At 51.5% G+C, this 18006-nt stretch carries 15 protein-coding genes; 5 read left to right on the top strand and 10 right to left on the bottom strand.

Annotated elements, in window-relative coordinates:
* Positions 1-5 precede the first annotated feature (5 nt).
* The 3 genes from IEX02_RS02360 to IEX02_RS02350 all read left to right on the top strand — a co-directional run bounded on the left by IEX02_RS02360 (position 6) and on the right by IEX02_RS02350 (position 4350).
* A complete protein-coding gene (locus tag IEX02_RS02360) occupies positions 6-545 on the top strand; it encodes an RNA polymerase sigma factor (protein ID WP_229701996.1) in 540 nt (179 codons plus the stop codon).
* 19 nt (positions 546-564) lie between these two features.
* The gene (locus tag IEX02_RS02355; protein ID WP_188689732.1) at positions 565-1575 is read left to right on the top strand and encodes a FecR family protein; all 1011 of its coding nucleotides are present in this window, start codon (positions 565-567) and stop codon (positions 1573-1575) included.
* Between the two features lie 135 nt (positions 1576-1710).
* The gene (locus IEX02_RS02350; RefSeq protein ID WP_188689729.1) at positions 1711-4350 is read left to right on the top strand and encodes a TonB-dependent receptor; all 2640 of its coding nucleotides are present in this window, start codon (positions 1711-1713) and stop codon (positions 4348-4350) included.
* Positions 4351-4395: 45 nt separating this feature from the next.
* Here IEX02_RS02350 and IEX02_RS02345 read toward each other — a convergent pair whose 3' ends face one another.
* The 7 genes from IEX02_RS02345 to IEX02_RS02315 form a co-directional block, all read right to left on the bottom strand.
* The gene (locus IEX02_RS02345) at positions 4396-5304 is read right to left on the bottom strand and encodes a LysR family transcriptional regulator (protein ID WP_188689727.1); all 909 of its coding nucleotides are present in this window, start codon (positions 5302-5304) and stop codon (positions 4396-4398) included.
* Positions 5305-5466: 162 nt separating this feature from the next.
* The gene (locus IEX02_RS02340; RefSeq protein ID WP_188689725.1) at positions 5467-6312 is read right to left on the bottom strand and encodes a DUF4392 domain-containing protein; all 846 of its coding nucleotides are present in this window, start codon (positions 6310-6312) and stop codon (positions 5467-5469) included.
* Entirely contained in the window at positions 6305-7249 is a 945-nt protein-coding gene (locus IEX02_RS02335) for a 5-oxoprolinase subunit C family protein (protein WP_188689722.1), read from the bottom strand. Before IEX02_RS02335 ends, IEX02_RS02340 begins: the two co-directional genes overlap by 8 nt.
* Positions 7249-7962, bottom strand: a complete 714-nt coding sequence (pxpB, locus tag IEX02_RS02330) for a 5-oxoprolinase subunit PxpB (RefSeq protein WP_188689719.1) — start codon at positions 7960-7962, stop codon at positions 7249-7251. The genes IEX02_RS02335 and pxpB overlap by 1 nt, the downstream gene beginning before the upstream one ends.
* Positions 7959-8681 carry a 5-oxoprolinase subunit PxpA gene (locus tag IEX02_RS02325; protein ID WP_188689716.1) on the bottom strand — a complete coding sequence of 241 codons (723 nt, stop codon included), beginning with the start codon at positions 8679-8681 and terminating at the stop codon, positions 7959-7961. The genes pxpB and IEX02_RS02325 overlap by 4 nt, the downstream gene beginning before the upstream one ends.
* A 7-nt stretch (positions 8682-8688) precedes the next feature.
* The gene (locus IEX02_RS02320; RefSeq protein ID WP_188689713.1) at positions 8689-9489 is read right to left on the bottom strand and encodes a putative hydro-lyase; all 801 of its coding nucleotides are present in this window, start codon (positions 9487-9489) and stop codon (positions 8689-8691) included.
* A 438-nt stretch (positions 9490-9927) separates the two neighbouring features.
* The gene (locus IEX02_RS02315; protein ID WP_188689710.1) at positions 9928-10860 is read right to left on the bottom strand and encodes a helix-turn-helix domain-containing protein; all 933 of its coding nucleotides are present in this window, start codon (positions 10858-10860) and stop codon (positions 9928-9930) included.
* A gap of 162 nt (positions 10861-11022) precedes the next feature.
* Between IEX02_RS02315 and exaC the strand changes: the two genes are divergently transcribed.
* Positions 11023-12543, top strand: a complete 1521-nt coding sequence (gene exaC, locus IEX02_RS02310) for an acetaldehyde dehydrogenase ExaC (RefSeq protein WP_188689707.1) — start codon at positions 11023-11025, stop codon at positions 12541-12543.
* 65 nt (positions 12544-12608) lie between these two features.
* Here the strand turns inward: exaC and IEX02_RS02305 are convergent, their stop codons facing one another.
* From IEX02_RS02305 to IEX02_RS02295, 3 genes are all read right to left on the bottom strand, one after another.
* The gene (locus IEX02_RS02305) at positions 12609-12995 is read right to left on the bottom strand and encodes a hypothetical protein (RefSeq protein ID WP_188689705.1); all 387 of its coding nucleotides are present in this window, start codon (positions 12993-12995) and stop codon (positions 12609-12611) included.
* A 15-nt stretch (positions 12996-13010) separates the two neighbouring features.
* A complete protein-coding gene (locus IEX02_RS02300; protein ID WP_188689701.1) occupies positions 13011-14204 on the bottom strand; it encodes an acyltransferase family protein in 1194 nt (397 codons plus the stop codon).
* Positions 14205-14349: 145 nt separating this feature from the next.
* Positions 14350-16236, bottom strand: coding sequence for a glycoside hydrolase family 3 protein (locus IEX02_RS02295; protein WP_188689696.1), 1887 nt, complete (start codon positions 16234-16236; stop codon positions 14350-14352).
* Between the two features lie 196 nt (positions 16237-16432).
* Here IEX02_RS02295 and IEX02_RS02290 point away from each other — a divergent pair, with 196 nt between their 5' ends.
* Positions 16433-18004, top strand: coding sequence for a sodium:solute symporter (locus tag IEX02_RS02290; protein ID WP_188689694.1), 1572 nt, complete (start codon positions 16433-16435; stop codon positions 18002-18004).
* Positions 18005-18006 lie beyond the last annotated feature (2 nt).

Below are 18006 nucleotides of genomic sequence, written 5' to 3'. Positions count from 1 at the left end.
GGCGTATGAGAGCAAACGGCCCTTCACCCTCAACCAATATCAGCCACAATGAGGAAGTCAGTCGTCTTTACAAGCGTCATCACCAGCAGCTTGTGCGACATATTGTGGCCAAAGGACTGCCGCTGCGAGAAGCAGAAGAGGTAGTGCAGGAAGCCTTTGTGAAGTTACTTGGGCTGGATGATATTAAAGTACAAAGCTACATTCGCGCTTATTTGTATAAGATTGCCACAAATCTGGCTATCGACAAACTGCGACGGGCTGCCCGCAGTCCTGAATGTCAGGAACCGGCAGGGGAGGTGCTTGAACATGCGAGCCCTGTCGATTCCCCAGAACAGTCCAGTCACCATCAGCAATTGCTGGGGCAGCTATCAAGTTTACTTGATGATTTGCAACCAAAGTGTCGTCAGGCATTTTTGCTATATAAGGTGAAAGGATTAGATTACGACGTGATTGCGAGCCAGCTTGGCGTGTCGTCCAGTATGGTGAGAAAGTATGTGCTGCAGGCTGTGCGTTATTGTTACGACAAGCTTCAGGACCAGTTATGACAGGCAGGAAAAGGCACCAATGAATGAGATGAAGTTGCACAAGGACAAGGTGGCGGATGAGGCTGCTGACTGGTTGCTACGACTGGAAGAGCATGACAGTGCAGAGGTCCGTGAGGCATTTGAGCTTTGGTATCGGTCATCCTCTTTGCATCAGCAGGCATTTGATAAAATGCAGGCGCTCTGGCAATTGGCGCAGCAGCTTCCATCACCACAGGCTGTTGAACAGAAAACCACCGTTGTGCCGTTACAAGAAACCGCCAAACCCGTCAAAAGGCGCGGCTGGATAATGGGGTTCGGATTGGCTGCGGGGCTGGCTTTAGCCGTTGGGCTCACTGTGTTTAATGGCCCAAGACCGGTTCACCAGACACCGGAAGTTGTTCACCAGCAAGCCGATAGCGTACGTTTTTCCACTGACACCGGGCAGCTAAAGCGGGTACAACTCGACGACGGCAGTTGGGTGCAGTTGGGCGCGCGCAGTGAAATGGTGGTACATATTGATACCCAACAACGGCTAATTGAACTGCTAAGCGGCGAAGCACGTTTTGATGTGGCAAAAGATGCCGGGCGGCCTTTTATCGTGACCCATCGTGGGCATCAGGCTATGGCCCTGGGGACCGTTTTTGATGTGAAGGTTGCCCGCCAGGCAATCGAGGTGAGTGTGCTGGAAGGCAAGGTGTCGGTGGAAGGGACGGCGCAACCCACGCAGCCGGCTTTACTGACGGCCGGTCAACAGGTGTCCATTGAACAGGATGGACGTTTGTCAGAGATAGCAGATAAAGCGCTCTCGTCTGAGTGGCTCACCGGACGCCTTCGTTACATCAACACGCCCCTGGCAGATGTGATCTATGATGTTCAGCGCTACAGCCATCTGACGCTTTATATCAACAGCCCTAAAGTTGCCGCTTATTCCTACACCGGCAGTATCAAAAGTGATGGTATTGACACTTGGTTACAAAGCTTGCCGAAAATTTACCCACTGAGTTTGCAGCAAAGTGCAGATACTGTGGTCTTGACCGAGCCTGTGCCGTGATTCCGGTTAGCCAATATGGTAAAAATACTGTTTATCAGTTGTTAAATAGGATGGCGCCGTGTTGCGCGGACGATGAGGGACTTAGGTAAGCCAAAAAACAGGTTACGGGTTGCATGGATAGTTGCTGGCGTACTCTTGGCAAAATCCTGGCAGGCCTTTGCACAGACGCTGTATTTTGATCTGCCGGCTGATACATTACCGCAAACTCTTATGCGTCTGGCCGAGCAGGCCGATCTGCAAGTCAGTATTGCGCCATCCTTACCTCTCGGGCATAGCCCGTCTATTCAAGGTCATTACACAGTTCAAACCATACTGGAACGGCTGCTGACTGACAGCGGCCTGCGGTTTGAAATCTCGCAAGGCAATATTCTGGTGTTTGCCGACGAATCAATACCGGCGGTGGACACTCAACAAAGCTGGAACCATATATTGGTAACCGGACAAAACGCACAGCGCCGCTCTGTGCTGGACTCTTCACTGTCAGTAACTTATTTGTCCCGTGACACATTACAGTTGCTGGCGCCGGCCAGCACGGCGGAACTGTTGCAGCAAACGACAGGGTTCTGGGTTGAAGACTCTGGTGGCGAGGCCAACAATAATGTGGCACCCAGAGGACTTCGGGGTGGGGAAGGGTTTCGCTTTATCAGCCTGATGGAAGATGGCTTGCCTGTGGTCTATGACGGGGTTTGGTCTGATTTTTTTGTTCGCCAGGATTTGATGACCCAAGGAGTGGAAACCATTCGAGGGGGGAGCAGTGGTATTTTCACCCTCAACGGCCCGGCAGCTATGGTCAATCTACTGGGTGTTCGTGGTGGTTCGAACCATGCCGGAAATCTGGTCTTTCGACAGGGATTGGACCACGGTTACTCGCGTCTTGATCTTCGATTTGATGGCCCATTGGACGGCGACTGGCACTACGCTGTGGGGGGCTTTTATCGAGTGGCTCAAGGGGTGCGAGATCCAGGCTTTGATACCGATAGGGGCGGACAAGTCAGCGCCAGGTTGAGCCTGTTACAAGACGTTCAAAGCCTGGAACTGGTATTTAAACACTTGAATGACAATACCAGCTTTTTTGCCCCCCTCCCTATGCAGAACTTTGATTCTCCAGTTGGTGTAGAGGGTATAGACGCCACCCATTCAACCATGCTTAGTGACGACCTGCGGCATTTGCGTTTTGAGACCCCCGCAGGGACTGTCAGTCATGACCTGGCCGATGGTCAGCTTACCAAGATGAATAGTGTGGGGGTGTATTATGAGCGTGCACTGTCTGGCGGACTGACGGTGAATAACCGGCTGCGCTTTGCTGATCTGTATAACAGTTTGTATACGGTCATGAATCTGGGTAACGATACTTTACTCAATGCAGAGACACTATTGGACTCTCCTGAGTTGCAACGCTTTCTGGCGACGGTGCCACAGGCTACGGGGGTAGCCTATCGCTATGTTGCCAGCCATGAATGGGTGGAAAATCCGGCGTTGATAAATGCAAACGGTTTAGTGACATTTTCCTATCCGTTGTATTCCCAGTACGACGCCCGTCAATGGCTAAACCATGCGAGCCTGGACTATCAATGGCAAGACCATAGCCTGACGGCGGGACATATATTCGCTCAGAGTCGTTTTGACGCCTTACCCCTGGACCAGTGGCAGGGCAAAGTCCTGACCGATGTTCGTCACCGTCCACGGCGACTGGATATTGTTGCCGTTGATGCCGATGGTGCCCCACAGGCCAGTTTTACGGCACAGGGGCTCTGGGATTATGCGGGCCCGGCTTATCTGCAGGGAAAAGGAAAACTGACATCGCATTCTGTGTACGCCAACCTAGAATACCAGTGGCACGAAGATTGGGTGTGGGACTTAGGGGCAAGGCATGAATGGCTTTCATTGGAAGCCGATGCCTATACCGATAAGGTGTTTGATTTACCCTCTGGGAAGCTATCGCGTTATGTCAGTGGCCATCAGTTTTCTCGTCAGGCTGAGTATCAACGCAGTGCCTGGAGTTTGGGGGTTAACCATAAATTGTCGGACTGGTCAGCTACCTTTATTCGCCTGGCCAGCGCGTTTGAAATGCCCAGGTTGTTGAGCTTTGGTAATCAACTGGGGTGGGGAGATTATGAGTCGAGCATACCCGAAGGGCTGGGATTTGGTCGGCCGATCAAGCTGCAGTTTGTTGAATGGGGCGTGCGAATGGCGGATGCTCGTTGGAGCCTCGCGGCAACCTTGTTTCAAACCCGATTTAATCCGCTGAATTTCACTGTTTATCGGGGAGTTGAACACGAACAGCAGACAGTGATGATCGACACCCGTACCCATGGACTGGAGTTTGAGCTGGGCTATCGGGCGAGTAGTGCCTGGCAGGTGGATCTACTGGGAGTCTGGCAGCAAGCTCGCTTTGATGGTATTCCACAGATATTACCGGAACACAGATATAACGGTAACCAGGTAACCCGCACCCCGGCACTACAACTGCGTTTTATTCCCCGGTATCGTTGGGACGAAATAGAAGCCTATGCAGTCTGGTCTTATGTCGGCCACCGCTATTCTGATGTGGCCAATGATTTTGCTTTAGCGGCCTATCAGAAACTGGATGTGGGGGTCAGTTGGCAATTGATGCCTGCACTAAAACTGTCTCTTGCGGCCAAAAATCTCACCAATACTCTGGGCCTGACCGAAGGTAATCCTAGAGATGATCTCAATCAGCGTGACAGTGAGTATTTTTATGCCAGACCCATATTTGGTCGCCATGTTAGCTTGGCGCTAGACTGGCATTTTTAGGCGTTGACCTTGTGACCAGAGCGTCACAAAGTCAACGCAGATTGGTTATTGAAAGCGTTGCTGCTGATACACAGGTGTCAGCTGCGCTTCAAGTCGGCTGCGCAGCCATTGCTGACACTTCCCGGCTTCGCCTTCACGTCGCCACATCAAATCCAGTGAGTGAGGGAAAGAGATAGCCTGATGGTGGCTTTGCAAGCGCACCACTCGCCCACTTTGCAGTTCGTTTTCAACCCAGGGTAAGGGTAAATCTGCCCAGCCCAGTCCCATTCTCAGCATCGACAATAAAGTGTCTGGGGCGTTGCAGTACCAGGCGTTATCACCACCCAACCGGGTGTTGTCACCAGAGGCTTGTGCATCGATAAATTTCAGCTGACGGTGTTCTAACAAATCCTGGTCATTGAGTTCAACCATGGCTGCCAGCGGGTGCTCGGTGCTGGCCACTTTGGCAAACTGTACCTGGCCGACGCTGGTCATGCCGAAGCGTTTGGCGCAATCGGGGTGACGTAAGCCGATGGCGATGTCCACTTTATGCTCATCAAGAAAGCCGTACGCACTGTATTGGGGGGCATGAAACAAGACCAGCGAGGTGCTGGGGAACTGTTGTTCAAAGTCGCGAAGTAGGTGTTTAATCTGTTGATCGCTAATTAACTGGTTGTCATAGGCTATGCCGATTTCCAGCTCAACCTTGTCGGTCAGGTTACTGACCCGGTAACGCAGGTGGTTGTGACTTTTCAGCACGGAACGAATGTCTTCCATCAAGGCCTGCCCCTGACGGGTGAGGCGAGGTTCCCGGGTGCTGCGATCAAACAGCGGCAACCCGGTATCGGACTCCAGATTGCTGATCAAGCCACTCACCGATGACTGTGCTTTACCAAGCTTGCGCGCGGCGGCGGAGAAGCTGCCGGTTTCGACAGCAGCCATAAATGCTTCCAATTGCTCCAGCGAAAGTGCCATAAGTCCCTACTCCTTAGCTGACTTTACCCCTGGCAGGTAAAAAATTTCGATTATTGTTTGTTTTTAAATGCAGCAATACTCTATTGCTTGTCCGTGCTAATCGAAAGATATTCGCGATGGTATGAACAAAAAAGGCCGCGAATTACGTGGCCTGCAGAGGAATTAGGGGGCAGATTGCCACAGGCTGCGAATTTGTTCGATTAGTTCGACACCGGCGGTGAAACATAAGCTGTCCTCGGTCAGTGTGTTTTCACGGGTCACCCCATCGACACTACCGCGTTTGGACAAATAACTGAGGATCGCCTCGGGCTGAATACCGTCTAGTAAATCAACGCCTCGCAGTTTTCCTAATAAGGCTAGAATGCCGTAGGCTGCCCAGTTGGACACATCGGCGACCACCAGTTCATCACAGCTGGTCACCGAAGGCACAATATTTAATGCCTTTACCGCGTTCAGTACTTTACCCATGCCGATTTCGTTTCCGCCATCACCAATGGCAATGGTGGGGCAATCGGAGTCAATGAGGAAGTAGTCGTAACAGGCACAGCGGTCGCTGATGTCTTCACTGCGCATGTTGTAATAACGCCCATCTTCACTCAGGCCCGGACGTTCAATGGAGATCACCATGCTTGGGGCATACTGCTGCAAAACCTGGCGGGTTTCCCGGCGTGCTTCTGACAACTCGTTGTCACGTATGCGAATACACTGATAGTCATCGGATAATGCACTGAACAGTGGTTCACCACATACCAACACGGGGCGATAGCCAAGGGTTTTCAGGGCATTGTATAAGGCAACAGCCCCGACTGGACCGTCAGTTTCAAAGGTATCTGTGACCGGGAAACCGGTACCAATTAACACCGTTCCGGGATTGTCATTAAGCAGTGTTGCTGCGCGTAGCAGATAACCCGGCGACAGAGCGGCTTGAAGGCCCTGCATACCACGGATATTTCGGGCTACCAGCAGGTCTTCAATCCGGCGGCTTAGGTGAAGTAGAGCGTCACTCATCAAGTTCTTCCAGATTTGTCAGCATCCGTTGCTGGCGGGCGTGATGCAGCATAAGTAGATTATGCGCCTGCTCCAGGCTGATCAGTTCAAATTGGATCTGTGCACCAGGCCGGCATTGGCCGAGTCTGGCGCAGTCTAACGACAGTACGGATCCCAGCTTGGGATAGCCGCCGATCGTTTGGCGATCATTAAGTAAAACGATGGGTTGCCCATCAGCCGGCACTTGCACTGCCCCCAGTGCAATCCCCTCTGACAGCATGCTGCTGATAGAGCAGGGGACACTTGCACCTTGCAGACGATACCCCATTCGGTCAGCTTGATTGCTCACTTGGTACGTGCTGCTAAAAAATATGGCCCGGCTGGTGGCGGAAAATGCTTCGTATTGATAGGCCGGGATCAGATGAGCTGTGAGCTCTTGTGGGTAGTCAGGAATGGCTGAAGCAGGCAGCTTTCTTAGCCTGCCTTGAGCAGCGACGCTACCTACTGGCAGTTTGTCGCCCGCCTTCAGTTTGCTACCTTCCAGTCCGCCGATACCCTCGCGTAATACCGTACTGGTACTGCCAAAGGCCGGTGTAATGTCAAAGCCACCCTGTACGGCCAGATAGGTGCGTAGCCCGGCTGTTTGCATGCCAAGGTCTATCAGGCTGCCCGCTTTTACCCTAATGCTTTGCCACAGTGGCTGCCCCTGACCATCAATGGTCAGGGGCAGCGGCGCGCCGGTCACACTAATCAGTGCGTCCTGACGGACTTCAAGTTGCAGGCCGCCTAGGGTGACTTCCAGGGTGGTGGTTGGTACTTCGTTGCCCACCAGATGATTTGCCAACTCAAAAGCAAAAGGATCTACCGGCCCACCCTGCGTTAGTCCCAGGCCTGCCTGACCAAAGCGGCCTGCATCAGTCAGCAAGCTCATCATGCCTGGCTTGGTTACCACAAACATCAGCTTATGCCTCCTGCCAGTTGCGAAAGGTCACCGCCCAAATCTACAAATTCGGCCTGGCTGATGGCTACAAAACGCACCCTGTCCCCTACCTGTACCGGCATATGGGGTTCGCTATGGGGATTAAACATGGGGGTTGGACATAAGCCCACCAAATTCCAACCGCCGGGTGACATAGCTGGATACACGGCAGTCTGGCGATCGGCGATAGCAACGGCCCCTTTAGGTACCCTCTTGCGCGGAGTGGCCAGACGCGGTGCGGCAATACGGGCATCCACTTCGCCCAGATAGGCAAAACCAGGTGCAAAGCCGATGGCATATACGCGATATTCCTGGGCCTGATGGATATCAATCACTTCTTGTACGGACAACCCCGCCCGCTGTGCCAGCGCCGACAAATCGGGGCCGCTTTGCTCGCTGTAAAAAACGGGCAGTTCAACCAGCTTGCCAGCCAGATTCGTGCTTTGCTGCGGTTGGTTTAACGCCTGGCGAAGCAGGGCATTAGCCTGAAAATGATCAATCTGCAAACAGTCGTACTGGATCAAAACGGAGTTGTACGAGGGGGTAACATCCACCAGATAACGCCCAAATACCTCGCGTAAGGTGGGTAACAGGGCGGCAATGCGGTTTGCCACATCCGGACCGGATTGCTCTGCCACATAAACTATCAGGCAGTTCTCGCCCGCTGTTTGAATCATAGGGTAATGGTTCATCGTGGCAACAGATCCCGGATCTGTTTGACCATGGCGAGGGCATGGGGGTTGTCACCGTGCACACATAAGGTGTCTGGGTTTAATGCCAGCTTGCGTCCACTTTGGGTTATCACTGTGCCCTCGGCGGCGAGTAATTTAACTTGCTGCAGGGTTTGTTCGGTATCAAGCACCGCATCCGGTTGGCTGCGGGGAGTCAGGTGACCATTATCCTGATAGCGCCGATCGGCAAAGGCTTCAAACAATAACTCTACTTGCCCAGCTGCGGTTTGATATTGTTCAGGCTCTGCGGTGGCCAGAATCATCAGCTTAAGCTGTTGCGGGAAGCTGGCAATGGCTTCTACCACTGCGGCAAATACCGCTGGCTTGGCCATCATATCGTTGTACAGGGCGCCATGGGGTTTCACATAACTCAATTGCATACCCTGTACGGTAGCCATGGCACTTAGCGCACCAATCTGATAATGCAGCAGGTTAATTATTTCCTGGCTGGACAAATGCATGGAGCGGCGTCCGAAACCCTGCAAATCCAAGTAAGCCGGGTGCGCCCCGATACTGACCTGATGCTGTTTGGCCAGTGATAGAGTATGTTGCATGACATCCGGGTCACCGGCATGAAAGCCACAAGCGATGTTGGCCTGGTCAATGAACGGCATAACCTGATCATCCAGACCCATCTTCCAGTTGCCGAAACTTTCACCAAGATCGCAATTCAGCAGCATATGTCACCTACAGGATAGACAGCCGACTGTTGAGCAGGTCAGTGACCAGCATGCAACCTGGGCTGTGAGTAATACAAAAGGGCGGCTTGGCGTGACGAATGGCCATTTGGGGCGTGACGCCGCAAGCCCAAAATACGGGCAGTTCGCCTTCTTTAATGCTGACCGCATCACCAAAATCTGGTTTGTTGATATCAACTATGCCAATTTGGGCCGGATCCCCTAAATGCACTGGAGCGCCGTGTACGGCAGGAAAGCGGCTGCATATCTGAATAGCACGAATAGCATCGGCTGCTTTCATCGGCCGCATGCTGACAACCATGTTGCCGCCAAAACGCCCGGCCGGTTGGCAGGCAATATTCGTGCGGTACATGGGGACGTTGACGTTTTCGGTGATATTGCGAATTTCCAGCCCATCAGCCAGTAAAGGTTCTTCAAAAGAAAATGAGCAACCCAGCATAAAGGTCACCAAATCATCGCGCCATACGTCCAGCAAGTTATTGACACGGGCTTTGTGTTCCCCGTGCTCAAAGATCTCATAGGCTGGGACATCGGTACGAATATCCACATCCTGTCCGACTTGCGGCAGCATAAAGTCGCCGGGCTTATCGGCGATTCCAATCAGTGGGCAGGGTTTAGGATTCAGCTGACAAAAGCGTAGAAACTCATTGGCATAATCGGCCGGCAGAATAGCCAGGTTGCATTGCACATAACCGGCAGCCAGCCCGGATGTGTTGCCCTGATGCACACCCTGGCGAATTTCCTGGCGTAACTCATAGGGACTGAGCTTGGCTTTGAGTTGGGCAGACAAGACTTACTCCTGGTTAATAAAATGAACGACCAAATTATGGGCCTGACCGCAATTGGCGGCAATATACCTCAATTCTGACGCTTTCCTGTCTCGTGACTATTGCTTGTTTTTGCTCGCCACATAACCACCATGCATGGGGGGCTGAGAATTGGGTTCACCACGTTATGCCATATCGGCAGCTAGGCGCCGTTTTCTTGGGCAAATGGCCTTATTGCTGGCGAGAATTTCACCAATCCAATAAAAAATTATTTTGGAATAAATATTTCATAAACTTGCAATATTTCTAAGTTAAATTATTCTTCTCATGTTGTTGTTTTGATATTAGCGGTTCAATCTGGCAGGACGCCTAGTTGATTCCGCACCCTTGCCCTCTCGGGGCGGATTGTACGAATCTTCGCACTTCCGCCCTTTTTTTGTGCCTGCCGAATATGTTTGTGGTCAGGATGCGTCTGGACGTTTAAGCAAGGCGCCGGGAGAGTGACCGTAAAACTGGCTAAAGCGGCGGCAGAAGTGACTGGGGCTGACATAGCCTACCTCGAAACATACCTGTGTGACGGATTTACCTCCTTGTAGCAACGCGCGGGCTTTTTCCAGGCGGCGCTGCTGAATATATTCCCTGGGACCACACCCCAGTGCCTGCTTAAAAGCCTGATAAAGCTTGGAACGACTCATGCAGGCTTGCTTGCAAAGGTCATCGATTTCCAGGTTGTCACCCAAATGTGTGTCAATGTAGCTAATAGCAGCGTGCAAACCATTGTCCGTGGGATTTTGCTGGGCACAACGTTGCAAAAATTGCCGGCCATTTTGCCTGAGCATGCGGGTCAGTAGCTCGGTAATCCCCAGATTCAGAACCAGATCGCGATCATCATCGCGGGTCAGGAAACTATTAACGATGCGCTCTAGCAATAATTGCGTGGATTGAGTGTGATAGATATGAAAAACATGCTCGCTATAGCCCATGCCTGGCTGCCATTCGCAATGTTTGATGGGCAAGGGAGCATGGCGATTCAGAAAGTCGCATACCTCTTGCAGCTTATGGCGACCAATGCCTAGCGTCAGGCAGGTGGTTGGGTGACTGGGGTGGGCTTCGGGAAAGTCGATACTGATTTTTTCGCCTGGCGCCATCACAAAGGATTCGTGAGGTAAAAACTCGCCGTCGTAGTGGCTGCCGTGCAGAACCTTGCGGCCGGTCAGCATGCCGCAATACAACACCTCTTCGGCCTCCAGCCCCACCCGCTGTGCTTGTTCATAGGTGTCATACACGGATAACTCTGCCTCGTGGCTTTCAAATACCGTGCGGTTCTCAATCAGTTGACGCACAGGCCTGGCGGTGTGCGCCAGAGCGGTTCGGCGGATCAGACTGCTATTCATATTCAGCTCACTATCAATAACCTGCTTATAGTGGCAGCCGCCACTGTTGTTATCAAGATGTAAAGTTGGACAAATGGAACATCAATTAAGACAGTCAGGCAAGCGAGAAAGGACATTAGTGACTATGGTTTCTCTGCAACAAAATTTTAACAGGAGAAAGTCATGCGTTATGAAAACCCCGGAATGCCCGGCGCCGTGGTGAGCTTCAAAAAACAATATCAGAATTATATTGGTGGTGAATGGGTCGCACCGGTTAACGGCTTGTATATGGACAATGTGAGTCCGGTGAACGGTGAGATATTTTGTCAGGTGCCGCGCTCGGATTATAAGGACATCGATTTAGCCCTGGATGCAGCACATAAGGCAAAGGCTGCCTGGGGCTGTACGCCGGCTTCAGAGCGCTCCAATGTGTTGCTGAGAATTGCTGACAGAATAGAGCAAAACATTGAAATGCTGGCGGTAGCAGAAACCTGGGATAACGGCAAAGCTGTCAGGGAAACGCTGGCTGCTGATATTCCATTGACCGTTGACCATTTCCGTTATTTTGCCGGTTGTTTACGTGCCCAGGAAGGCAGTATGGCAGAAATCGATGCCACCACAGTGTCTTATCACGTGCATGAGCCGCTTGGGGTTGTCGGGCAAATTATTCCCTGGAACTTCCCTATCCTGATGGCTGCCTGGAAACTGGGACCTGCCCTGGCTGCGGGTAACTGTGTGGTGCTTAAGCCTGCTGAGCAAACTCCCGCCTCCATCTTGGTGCTGATGGAGCTGATTGGTGACTTGCTACCACCAGGTGTTATCAATATCGTCAACGGTCTGGGTGAGGAAGCGGGTCAGGCCCTGGCGCAAAGTCAAAGGATAGCCAAACTGGCTTTTACCGGTTCCACCGCCGTGGGGCAGCATATTCTTAGATGTGCCGCCGAGCTATTGATCCCAAGCACGGTTGAGCTGGGTGGAAAATCCCCGAACATCTATTTTGAAGACATCATGCGCCACGAAGATGAGTATCTGAGCAAATGTGTGGAAGGTATGGTGTTGGCCTTTTTCAATCAGGGCGAGGTCTGTACCTGTCCATCCCGCGCCTTGATTCAGGAAAGTATTTATCCCGACTTTATCGAGATGGTACTCAAGCGGGCGGAAACCATAGTGCGCGGCCATCCTCTGGATACCGATACACAGGTGGGCGCGCAAGCCTCAATGGAACAGTTCGAGCGGATCATGAACTATATTGAGGTTGGCCGTAATGAAGGTGCCAAAATTTTACTTGGCGGTGACGTTGCCAGGGTTGGTCATGGCTTGGATAACGGCTTCTATATTCAGCCGACCTTGTTGCTAGGTGACAATAGCATGCGGGTGTTCCAGGAGGAAATCTTTGGCCCGGTGATAGGTGTTACAACCTTTAAAGATGAAGCCGATGCGTTACGTATTGCCAATGACACTGAGTATGGATTGGGCGCTGGGGTTTGGACCCGCGATTTAAACCGGGCGTTCAGAGCAGGTAGAGCCATACAGGCAGGTCGTGTATGGACTAACTGCTACCATGCTTATCCGGCCCATGCTGCTTTTGGTGGCTATAAGAAGTCGGGGATTGGCCGGGAAACCCATAAACAGGCGCTGGAACATTATCAGCAGACTAAAAACTTGCTGGTCAGTTACAGCACCAGCCCGTTGGGATTTTTCTGAGGAGGTTGGGGCAGGGAATCCTGCCCCAACGCATTTGATGTTTTGTTAGGGGCTTGTTGGTCTGGCTACTGTATTTCAAGCCGGGCTACTAAGCCTACTGACGATGTCTCAATGCTGTAACCATTCTTCCAATAGTAATCCGTTGTCGCTGTGCTCAAATCACCATTGATAAACGCGTCATCACCTAACAAGTGCAACAGGCGATCACTGCGGCTTATCGCCGATGAATGCTTGGGCAACTGACTATTTTCATCACAACGTTCTTGATACACAGCCGCGTTAAACTGATCATCAGAAGAAATATACTGGCTGTCTGAGGCGCGTCGGTCGCGCTCCTGCTCCCAAAGCCACATGCAGGCGATCATCAGCGATAACGATGCACTGGATATGGCCAGTACGGTTAATAAGAAACGCTTCAATGCCTGAGCGATTTCCTGATGATCTTGTTGCATAACACATCCTTTGTATCAGACTTTCCAGAACCAGCCTCGTTTGTACATCCAGTGCATAACCACATAGGACAGTGCCAGGAAACACAAGGCAAAGGCCAGCGAACCGTTGTAATTGCCAAATAAGGGTTGGAATACCTGATTGTATAGCCATCCCTTTAAGCTGGTATCACCAACACTTAACATCAGCAACACTCTGGCAACAATGGCAGCAAACATATAGAAGGCAATGGCATTTGCGCCGAATACGACAAATGGTGCGGTCCACGCCTTGATCCCTTTGTGATCAATCAGCCACAAGCACAATCCCAGGGTTAAACAGGCAAAACCCGAAGACAGCAAGACAAAGCTTGGGGTCCACAAGGCTTTGTTGATGGGCAGTAGGCCATTCCAAACTTCAGCAAGCAGCACGGATACCAGCCCAACGCTTAATAATCCCAGGATGCGTTTTATCAGAGGAATCTTGTCATTCATCAGGAACTGTCCGGCCAACACCCCGGTTAAACAGCCGGCTATGGCGGGTAGGGTGCTGAGTATTCCTTCGGGATCCATCACAAAAGGGCTGGCTTTTTTGTCATACACATGAGCCGCACCAAGTACCCATTGATCTAGCCAGGAAGCCAAGTTATTGCCATGGTCATACAGCCCCTGATACTGATTGCCTGCTGCATCACTGTAGGGCACAAATGCCAACATGGCCCAGTAACTAAAGGAAAGCAGTAACGCCCAGACAATACGTCCGGTGGTACGCCAATGCAGCACAATCAATACGGTGAAGAAATACACTACTCCAAGTCGCTGTAACACACCGGGAATGCGCATTGACAGCAAGCGCTCATCCACCCAGCTAAAGGACGGATCGCGAAAATTATAAAAGAACAAGGCCAAAAACCAGCCCAGTGCCACCAACTTGGCCATACGGATAAAAGCATGCTTGATAATGGGGGCTCGTGCATGCCCCGCCTCTAGCTGGCGGTCAATGGCGATCTTAATCGACAGGCCAACAATAAATACAAAGAACGGAAAAATGAGGTCGGTAGGCGTCCATCCATGCCACTGCGCATGCAGTAGTGGGTCATACACATAGCGCCAGCTTCCTGGGTTATTAACCAGAATCATCGCGACAATGGTTAAGCCTCGAAAGGCATCGATGGCCAGTAAGCGGTTAGCGGGTAAGCCTTGTAATATTCCGTTAGCGTAACGATTCAGCATAGAAGGTCCTCGTTATTATTATGGTGTTGTGCGGCCTGAAGGTGGGCAGCTTGCACGTCTGATGATGTCGGAATGTAAAACCGGGCTATAAGGACAATGATCTGTCCAAGATAGCCCGGCCAATTTGTCTGCTTGGGTCTGTCGGTTAGTCCGCGTCTACCGATACCGGCAAATGGCCATTGGCAGAAATCTTACCGGTCAGGAATCTGGCCAGGGATTCAAACGCGGGAGCATAAATCTGCGGCTCTTCCTCGGTACCTGGAATGACATGGCTGTTATAGGCGTAGGTCGCCAGAACCATATCAGCGTCTTTGGCCAGTCGAGCGGTTTCATAAGGGGTACGCAGGCTCACAAAAGCGACGGCTTTGCTCTGGCTCTTGGCTTGTTTTATCAGGGCAGGGATGAGTGCCTGTTGGGCCTGATGATCCAAGGCGTCCGCTTTAACCAAACTCATATCTTCCATACCGCCGCGCTCTACTGCACTTTGTGCAGGTGTAATGCTGGCAATTAGCAACATATCAGCAGCGTTCATTTGTGTCTGATTCAACTCGGCATCGAAACCTTGCAGGCTAGCGCAGCTCACCGTTAAGGAAGCAGTATTGCGACTCAGCGCTTGTTGCATAGCCAAGCACTTACTTCTGTCCGGCATCACCATATGCAGGGTGCGAACGTTGTCAGCCAGCAGGGTTTGCTCGCCGCGAATCAATGTCAGTGCATCGTCGCTTAAGGCTTGCTCCAGTGCTTTATGTTCTTTTGCACCGACCACGGCTTCAGCCTGAGCGATTGCCTCGGCTTCGCTGCTTGTATCCAGTTTGACATAGCGTGCTTTACTGGCTCGGATTCGTTCAGCGGAGGCATGCACTTCCTCGGCAGAGAGTTCGCCGGATTTTACGGCAGCCATTAAGGCATCAATCAGCGCTGGCAGATTGTTAAGTTCGTCTTTGCTGTGCAGACGCACCGGCATCAACACCATATCGGTACCGGCTTTAAAGGTTTCAATCACAGCTTGGGTTGGCTCGAAGAAATGCGATATGCCGGCCATATCCATGGCATCGGTGACAATCAGCCCCTTAAAGCCCAGTTCACCGCGCAGCAGATCGGTTAAAATCGCACGAGACAAGGTAGCCGGGCGCTGGATTAACTCGCCGCTTTTGCTGACGAGTTTGGAATCGTCAAGGGCCGGAAATTGAATATGGGCGGTCATGATGGTTTCCACCAGACCTTGTTCAATGGCACGACGAAACGGCAGTAAATCGACTTTATCTATGGTGGCGCGGTCATGTTCCACTCTGGGCAGGCCGGTATGGCTGTCTACCGCTGTATCACCATGGCCGGGGAAATGCTTAAGGGTACCTATTACCCCTTCGGCCTGCATGGCTTGCATCTGTGCAATGCCCAGCTTGGCTACCAGTTCTGCATCTTCGCCAAAGGAACGTACGTTTATGACCGGGTTGTTCGGATTAACGTTAACGTCCACGGTGGGAGCGTGGTTTACGTTAAAACCCAGCGATTTGAGTTCTTTACCCAGTACTGTGCCTGTTGCTTCGGCATATTTCAGACCTTGTTGCTCATAGGTCGCACCAATGGCCATGTTGCCCGCAAAGGCTGTACCTAAGTGACGTGGTACCCTGGCAACCCGTCCTCCTTCCTGATCCAGGCTGATAAATAACGGTTGCTGACTTTTCGACTGCAGTGCGGCATCTTGCATGGCGCGATTTAGTCTGACCATTTGTGGAACATCGGTAAGGTTTTCAGCAAACAGAATCACGCCGCCCACACCGGTGTCGCGAATCAAGCTGGCCAGATCTTCTGGTAGCTCGGTCATGGGGGTTCTGCAGAACCCTTTTTCTGGTGCCTGCTCACAATAGTAACGCAGGTCGATCATTATTTTCTGCGCCAGGTCGTCACGCAGTTGCGCATCGCTGAGTTTGGCGTCAGGCTGGGATACTGGTGAACAGGATGTCATGGTCAAGATGGTCGCCACAATACAGATGAGTTTGCCGCGCTTAAGGCGACGTCCGATTGGATACATAGTTACTCCTTTTGGAACTTTATCACTCCCGGTGCCGACAGCAAACTTTACGGCAAGACCAGAGAAAAGAATAATTTTTTACTGGCTTTCGGAATTAATTATTCATTAGAATGGCACTATATCAGTATAAAAAATTACATCAAATGGAAAATCTATATAAGGTATTTCCAGATAAAAAGCGATAAGCGAGGTTCGAATGCATAGCCAATTTGCATGGCAGGACTGGTTGGTATTTGCCGCCTATTTTGTTGTTATGGCATCTACCGGCTGGTACTACAGCAGACAGAAGGCAGCGACTACCGCTGACTATTTCCTTGGCGGAAACAAAATGCCCATTTGGATGGTAGCCATTTCTGTATTGGCTACCTCACAATCGGCAGCCACTTTCTTAGGTGGTCCGGATCAGGGCTATCGTAACGACTTCAGCTATCTTGCCACCAACATCGGCGCATTTATTGCCGCTTTTGGTGTGGCTATCTTTTTGATACCGCGCTTTTATCAAATGCGGGTTACCACAGTTTACGAACTGCTCGAACAACGTTTCGGTGCGGCGGCAAAACGCCAGGCCGGTATTATGTACTTGTTCGGCCGGGTATTCGCCAGCGGGGCTAGATTGTACATGGCGGCCATTGCCGTGGCGATGATTCTGTTTGGTGATATTCAGGCCAGCAGCGTTATTAGTGCCATCGTGATTCTGACGCTGGTAGGGTTGGCTTATTCCTTTGTAGGTGGGCTTAAATCCGTTATCGTCAGTGATGTGATTCAATGTGCAGTATATGTAGGTGCTGCGCTGTTCGTTATTTACTTTCTTGCGGTGAGCATTCCTGCTGACTGGTCGACTATTATGGATGCGCTGGCGAACCCCACCGACCGGGAACAGTCCAAATTGACCTTGTTTGACTGGCGGCTGGACTTTGGTCCCACCGGCGTCTTTACCGTATGGTCGGCGATCACTGGCTTTGTTTTACTAAACATTGCGGCATTTGGCCTCGACCAGGATATGACGCAGCGCATGCTGAGTTGTAAAGACGCGAAACAAGGGGCATCAGCATTGATTTGGTCGGTGGTGATGGTGATCCCCGTCATGGCGCTATTCATCATTATTGGTTTATTGCTGTATGTATTTTACCAGCGTCCTGACCTGATGATGACTGAGGCCGGGCAGTCCATAGTACAAAGCTTTGAAGGTGAGCAGGTCACCATCTTTATGTATTACGTGCTGAACGAAATCCCGGTTGGTGTCAGAGGCTTGGTCACAGTAGGGGTGATCGCAGCCGCGCTATCCACCTTAAACTCTGGCCTGAATGCGATGTCTTCGGTACTGGTACAAGACCTTTATCGCCCGTTCAAAGAGAAGCGCGGTGAACACAGTGAGGCGCATTTTGTCTGGGCTGGACAAATGGGCATGGTGGTTGCAGCCGTGGCGCTGTCTGGCATGGCCATTCTGTGTTTTTACTGGCAGCAATATTCTGATATGCCGTTGCTGGCCTTTGCTTTGTCGGTGATGGTGTTTTCCTATAGCGGATTGCTTGGGGTTTACTTCACCACACTCTTTACCAAAGGGGGCAGCCCTCGCTCTGTACTGGCGGCGTTGTTGACTGGCTTCTTTGTCACCCTGGCGATGCAACCTTATATTCAAAGCTTGTTGTTGCCCCAAGAGTGGCAATTCAATCTCGGTTTCACTTGGCAGTTGTGTATTGGCACAGCGATCGCCTTTTTGGTGTGTTGGGCAGGCCGCGGTGGCCAACAGCCAGCACAAGCGAGTTAACC

Source organism: Bowmanella pacifica (assembly GCF_014645355.1).
Taxonomy (GTDB): Bacteria; Pseudomonadota; Gammaproteobacteria; order Enterobacterales; family Alteromonadaceae; genus Bowmanella; species Bowmanella pacifica.
The sequence above is the reverse complement of the archived record's forward strand: the minus strand, read 5'-3'. Positions and strand labels throughout refer to the sequence as shown.

Coding starts and splice junctions, on each gene's coding strand:
- IEX02_RS02360 (WP_229701996.1), top strand. CDS start 6: ATGAGAGCAAACGGCCCTTCACCCTCAACCAATATCAGCCACAATGAG.
- IEX02_RS02300 (WP_188689701.1), bottom strand. CDS start 14,204: ATGCTGAATCGTTACGCTAACGGAATATTACAAGGCTTACCCGCTAAC.
- IEX02_RS02335 (WP_188689722.1), bottom strand. CDS start 7,249: ATGTTTGTGGTAACCAAGCCAGGCATGATGAGCTTGCTGACTGATGCA.
- IEX02_RS02290 (WP_188689694.1), top strand. CDS start 16,433: ATGCATAGCCAATTTGCATGGCAGGACTGGTTGGTATTTGCCGCCTAT.
- exaC (WP_188689707.1), top strand. CDS start 11,023: ATGCGTTATGAAAACCCCGGAATGCCCGGCGCCGTGGTGAGCTTCAAA.
- IEX02_RS02325 (WP_188689716.1), bottom strand. CDS start 8,681: ATGCTGCTGAATTGCGATCTTGGTGAAAGTTTCGGCAACTGGAAGATG.
- IEX02_RS02345 (WP_188689727.1), bottom strand. CDS start 5,304: ATGGCACTTTCGCTGGAGCAATTGGAAGCATTTATGGCTGCTGTCGAA.
- IEX02_RS02295 (WP_188689696.1), bottom strand. CDS start 16,236: ATGTATCCAATCGGACGTCGCCTTAAGCGCGGCAAACTCATCTGTATT.
- IEX02_RS02355 (WP_188689732.1), top strand. CDS start 565: ATGAATGAGATGAAGTTGCACAAGGACAAGGTGGCGGATGAGGCTGCT.
- pxpB (WP_188689719.1), bottom strand. CDS start 7,962: ATGAACCATTACCCTATGATTCAAACAGCGGGCGAGAACTGCCTGATA.
- IEX02_RS02305 (WP_188689705.1), bottom strand. CDS start 12,995: ATGCAACAAGATCATCAGGAAATCGCTCAGGCATTGAAGCGTTTCTTA.
- IEX02_RS02340 (WP_188689725.1), bottom strand. CDS start 6,312: ATGAGTGACGCTCTACTTCACCTAAGCCGCCGGATTGAAGACCTGCTG.
- IEX02_RS02315 (WP_188689710.1), bottom strand. CDS start 10,860: ATGAATAGCAGTCTGATCCGCCGAACCGCTCTGGCGCACACCGCCAGG.